Source organism: Bifidobacterium sp. UBA4282, from assembly GCF_002394995.1.
Classification (GTDB): domain Bacteria; phylum Actinomycetota; class Actinomycetes; order Actinomycetales; family Bifidobacteriaceae; genus Bifidobacterium; species Bifidobacterium pullorum_B.
In genome coordinates this window covers 1-4,980 of record NZ_DGVO01000023.1, presented here as the reverse complement: position 1 = coordinate 4,980, position 4,980 = coordinate 1, and the positions used below count along the sequence as shown (strand labels likewise).

Annotated in this window: 3 protein-coding genes and 2 pseudogenes; 1 reads left to right on the top strand and 4 read right to left on the bottom strand. The window is 65.1% G+C overall.

From position 1 onward, the window contains the following. The 3 genes and pseudogenes from B4C31_RS03085 to purT form a co-directional block, all read right to left on the bottom strand. A pseudogene (locus tag B4C31_RS03085) lies at window positions 1–1,014 on the bottom strand (phosphoribosylformylglycinamidine synthase); the annotation flags it as partial. A gap of 62 nt (window positions 1,015–1,076) precedes the next feature. Continuing rightward, window positions 1,077–1,829, bottom strand: coding sequence for a phosphoribosylaminoimidazolesuccinocarboxamide synthase (gene purC, locus B4C31_RS03080; protein WP_291531294.1), 753 nt, complete (start codon window positions 1,827–1,829; stop codon window positions 1,077–1,079). Window positions 1,830–1,955: 126 nt separating this feature from the next. Next, entirely contained in the window at window positions 1,956–3,275 is a 1,320-nt protein-coding gene (gene purT, locus B4C31_RS03075) for a formate-dependent phosphoribosylglycinamide formyltransferase (protein ID WP_291531293.1), read from the bottom strand. Window positions 3,276–3,416: 141 nt separating this feature from the next. On the opposite strand from purT, the gene B4C31_RS03070 reads away from it, so the two are divergent. Further along, entirely contained in the window at window positions 3,417–4,595 is a 1,179-nt protein-coding gene (locus tag B4C31_RS03070) for a glycosyltransferase (RefSeq protein ID WP_291531292.1), read from the top strand. 74 nt (window positions 4,596–4,669) lie between these two features. On the opposite strand, the pseudogene B4C31_RS03065 reads toward B4C31_RS03070, so the two are convergent. Then, window positions 4,670–4,980, bottom strand: a pseudogene (locus B4C31_RS03065) (amino acid lyase); the annotation flags it as partial.

Here is a 4,980-nt window from a genome sequence, read left to right as displayed (position 1 = left end):
GATGGCGCCGCCGATGCAGGTGGCTGCGCCGCCGAACGGTTCGATCTCGGTGGGGTGGTTGTGGGTCTCGTTCTTGAACAGGAACAGCCAGTCCTGCATCTCGCCGTCCACGTCCACCTTGACCTTCACCGTGCAGGCGTTGATCTCGTCGGATTCGTCCAGATTCTTCAGGATGCCGTTGGACTTGAGCCACTTGGCGCCGATCGTGCCCATGTCCATCAGCGTGACCGGGCGCTCGTCGCGCCCCAGCTCACGGCGCATGGCCATATACCGGTCGAAGGCCGCCTTGACCACGGCGTCATCGATCTCGATATGTTCCAGCCGGGTGCCGAAGGTCGTGTGGCGGCAATGGTCCGACCAGTAGGTGTCGATGACCTTGATCTCGGTGATCGTCGGGTTGCGGCGCTCACCGCGGAAATACTGCTGGCAGAATCGGGCGTCGGCCAGATCCATCGCAAGGCCGCGTTCGTCGATGAACGCCTGCAGTCCGGCGTCATCCAGGTCGTTGAAGCCGGCGATGACCTCCACCTTGCCCGGCTGGGCGACCTCCATCCTCAGCGTGGTCTTCGTCTCCAACGACGCCTCACGCGCCTCAACCGGGTTGATGACGTAATGCTTGACGGCCTCAATGTCCGTCTCGCTCAGCGCTCCGGAGAGGGCATACACCTTGGCGGAACGCACGGTCGGGCGTTCGCCCTGGCTGATGAGCTGGATGCATTCGCTGGCCGAATCGGCGCGCTGGTCGAACTGGCCGGGCAGGTATTCGACGGCGAACACGGCGGCACCGCCGAAGTCCGGCAGATCGGCGCTCACCATGTCGACCTGGGGCTCGCTGAAGACGGTGGGCGTGGCCTGGTCGAACAGCTCCTGGCTGATGCCCTCCACGTCATACCGGTTGACGATGCGCACGCCCTCCAGCGCTTCGATGCCCAGGATGGTCCTCAACTCGCCGCACAGCTGCTGCGCCTCGACGTCGAATCCGGGCTTCTTCTCCACATATACGCGAAAAACCACGATTGGTTGCTCCTTGATAGTCAATACGGCCCGCATCCTTGCGAATGCGGGCCTTGCGGATGTCACTCGGCGGAATCGACGCCCTCGGTGGCGGCCAGGGCCATCAGACGGTCGTAGATCTCCTCATAGGCGGGGATGATGTTGCCCAGATCCCGGCGGAACAGGTCCTTGTCCAGATGCTCGATCTTGCCGCTGTGATCCTTCTGGTCCCACAGGCGGCAGGTGTCGGGGGTGATCTCGTCGGCGAGCAGGATCGCGCCGTCCGAGGTCTTGCCCTCCTCGATCTTGAAATCGACGAGCTTGACATCGATCCGGGCGAAGATGTCCAGCAGGGCGGTGTTGACGGCACGGGCCTGACGGGAGATCTCCGCGATCTCATCCTCGTCGGCCAGGCCGAGGGCCACGATGCCGTCCTCATTGATGAACGGGTCGCCCAACGCATCGGACTTCAGGCAGAACTCCAGGATCGGCTTCTTCAGTTCGGTGCCCTCCTCGACGCCGTAGCGCTTCGCGAAGGAGCCGGCGGCCGTGTTGCGCATGATGATCTCCAACGGATACATGTCCATCTTCTTGACCAGCTGCTCGGTTTCGGAGATGCGGCGCACGAAGTGGCTGTCCACACCACGGGCCTTGAGCAGGTCGAAGATCACGGAGGTGATGCGGTTGTTCAGCGAGCCCTTGCCTTCGATCTGGGCCTTCTTCTCGCCGTTGCCCGCAGTGGCCTGGTTCATGTACTCGACCCAGAGCACGTCCGGGTCGTCGGTGGCATACAGTTTCTTGGCCTTGCCCTCGTAGAGCTTCTCCAGCTTCTCCATGGTCTACCTTTCGCAAACCGCGACAAATCGCGGGATATCAAGGGTGAATGGTACGGGTACAGGCTATCAAGCGCCGACTACATCCGACACGGCATCCTCCGGTCCTCCCGCCGCCCCGGCTGTCGTTCAACGCACGTCCACGCGCAGCGTATCGGCCACATGTCCGGCCCGTGCACGCGCGTCGTCGGCGTTCGAACCGATTGACAGCGCCACAGCCATGCGCCGGTGTCCATGCACCTCGGGCTTGGCGAAGATGCGCAGGTCGGTGTCCGGTTCCGCCAGTGCCTCGGCCGTGTTCGAGAACACCGCTTCGCCCTCGCCCTCGACCACGATCGCATGGCTGGCCGCGGCCGCCCCTTGCGGAATCGAGAGCGCCGCATGCGCTTCGGTCACCGGCATACCCAGAATCGCGCGTGCATGCAATGCGAACTCGCTCAGACGTTGCGAGACCATCGTCACCATGCCCGTATCATGCGGGCGCGGGGAGACCTCATTGAACAGCACCGAACCATCGGTCAGCACGAACAGCTCCACGCCGAACACGCCCCATCCGTGCTCGCCGGTCGCTTGGGCCTTGCCGACCAGCCCCTCGACGGCGGTCCGCGCGATGCGGCGGGCCTGCTCCAGCACCGCGGCATCGGTGGCCGCCGGCTGCCAGGACTCGCGGTAGTCGCCGCTCTCCTGACGCTGTCCGATCGGTGCGCAGGTCACAATGCCTGCGGACGAGCTCACGGTCAGCACGGTCAGCTCGTAATCCAACGGGGCCAGCGCCTCCACAATCACGCGCGAGACATCGCCCTCGCCCGCGGCGCGGCGTCCGGTCTGCGCCTCCACCCACGCCGCGTCGATGCCGTCGGCGGATCGCACCACCGACTGGCCGTGTCCGGACGAGCTCATCACCGGCTTGACCACGCACGGATACCCCACGGCCTCGGCGCCGGCGCGCAGCTCCTCCAATGTGCCGGCAAAACGGTACGGCGTGGTCGGCAGCCCCAGCTCCTCATGGGCGATCACCCGCAGCCGTTCGCGGTCCATGCAGATCGCGGCGATCTCGGCGCTCGGCACCACCTGCATCCCCGCGGCCGCGGCCTCGGCCAGCTCGCCAGTGGCGATGGCCTCCACCTCCGGCACGATGATGTCGGGGCGCACCTCGTCGAACAACGCGCGCAGCTGTGCGGCGTCGGCCATATCCAGCACGCGCGCCTCGTGCGCCACCTGTTGGGCGGGGGCGCCGGCGTACGAGTCGGCGGCGCACACCCACGCGCCGAGCCGCATCAGCTCGATCACCACCTCTTTGCCCAATTCGCCGGCGCCCAAGAACAGCACGCGCGTGGCGCGACTGCCCAGCGGTGTGCCGAGTGGGCGGTCCGCTGCGTTCCCGGCGTCGGGAACGGGAACGGCGGCGGTGGACTGGTTGGCGGATTGGTCGATCGTGTTCTGCGTCATACTCACATTCTGCCATCGTCCGGCGATGTCGTGGCGACAGCGGCATGCACAGCCGCGGCGCGAGACATGGCCGCGCCGGGCGGCGTCACGTTTCGGACATGGCGGCAGCGGAATCATGCCAGGCGGCGGTAGAATGAGGGGATGAATGAACAAGGGTATGGGGGCAGCGAACGACCGTTGACCATCGCGATGGTGGTTGACACTTCGGGCAACCGCGGCAACGGCACATCGAATTCGGCGCTGCAATGGGCTGATGAACTCGAGCGGCAAGGACATCATGTCCGTCTGGTGGGCATCGGCGCCCCCGATTTCCCGGCACGGGTCAACCATGTGCCGTTGGTCAGCTGGGTGGCCAGGAAGCAGCAGATGCAGTTCGCCGAACCGAGCGACACGCTGTTTCGCGCAGCATTCCTCGGGGTGGACGTGGTGCACCTGTACACCCCGTTCCGGTTCTGTCAGCACGCCTGCCGGATGGCTCGGCAGATGGGCATCCCGGTGACCGCCGGATATCATGTGCAGCCTGAGAACATCACGTATTCCGCCGGGCCGCTCAAGCATGTGCCCGGCATCGACGCGATCATCTACCGCCTGTTCGACTGGTGGCTGTTCTCCAAGGTCGATCGCATCCACGTGCCCACGGAACTGGGCGCGAGCCTGCTGCGTTCTCACGGCTACCGGACGCCGATCACGGTGATCTCCAACGGATACGAACCGCGATTCACGCCCAAGGTCCAGCGTGACGCCGGCGCGCCGGCGCCGGTGCCGTTCCATATCGTGGCCTCGGGCCGACTGAGTAATGAGAAGGATCAGATTACGCTGATTCGTGCGGCGGCGATGTGCCGGCACGCCTCCTCCATCCGGCTGACGATTGCCGGCACCGGTCCGTTGAAGAGACGGCTGCAACGGACGGCGGACCGTCTGCTGCCGGGACAGGTGGAAATCGGTTTCCACCGCAACGCCGAGATGCCGGAGCTGCTGCGTTCCGGCGACCTGTTCGTGCACCCGTCCATCGCGGATTTGGAATCGGTGAGTGTAATCGAGGGTATGGCCAGCGGTCTGGTGCCGGTGATCGCCGCATCGAGCCTGAGCGCGGCGGGACAGTTCTCGCTGGTGGACGAATCGCTGTTTCCGGTGGGGGATGTTGCGGCGCTCGCTCAGCGCATCGACTGGTGGATCGATCATCCGTCCGAGTTGTCCGCGTGGGGATCGCGTTACGCCGAACACACCAAGGCGCATTATTCGGTGGAAGCGAGTGTTCGTCGGTTCGTGGCGATGGAGCGCGAAGTCATCGCCGGACGATCCGGGGCGCGGAACGCATAGGGCCGACGACGAATCCGTCACCGGCCCGGTGCCCGTGCACCGCTCGGCGGTGCCACGGCGGAGTCATGGCAGCGTCACAGCAGTGCGATCAGCTCGTCGACCTGTTCGTCGGTGGTGGACCAGGCGGTGCAGATGCGCATCACCGTATGCGTGTCGTCGGCCTTCTCCATGAACCCGAGACGGACATGCTCCTGCAGGCGGGCGATCGTCTCGTTGTCCATCGTGATGAAGATTTGGTTGGTCGGCGTCTCCATCGTCAATGTATAGTCGCGCTCGCGCAGCACCGTGCGGATACGGGCGGCGGCCTCGTTGGCATGACGGGCGATGGCCATGTAACGGTTGTTCTCGAACAGCGTGTCGAACTGCAGGCCGAGCAGCCAGCCCT

Bases quoted from the DNA above. Each gene is read 5' to 3' on its own strand.
- purT (WP_291531293.1), bottom strand. From the start codon at position 3,275: ATGACGCAGAACACGATCGACCAATCCGCCAACCAGTCCACCGCCGCC.
- B4C31_RS03070 (WP_291531292.1), top strand. From the start codon at position 3,417: ATGAATGAACAAGGGTATGGGGGCAGCGAACGACCGTTGACCATCGCG.
- purC (WP_291531294.1), bottom strand. From the start codon at position 1,829: ATGGAGAAGCTGGAGAAGCTCTACGAGGGCAAGGCCAAGAAACTGTAT.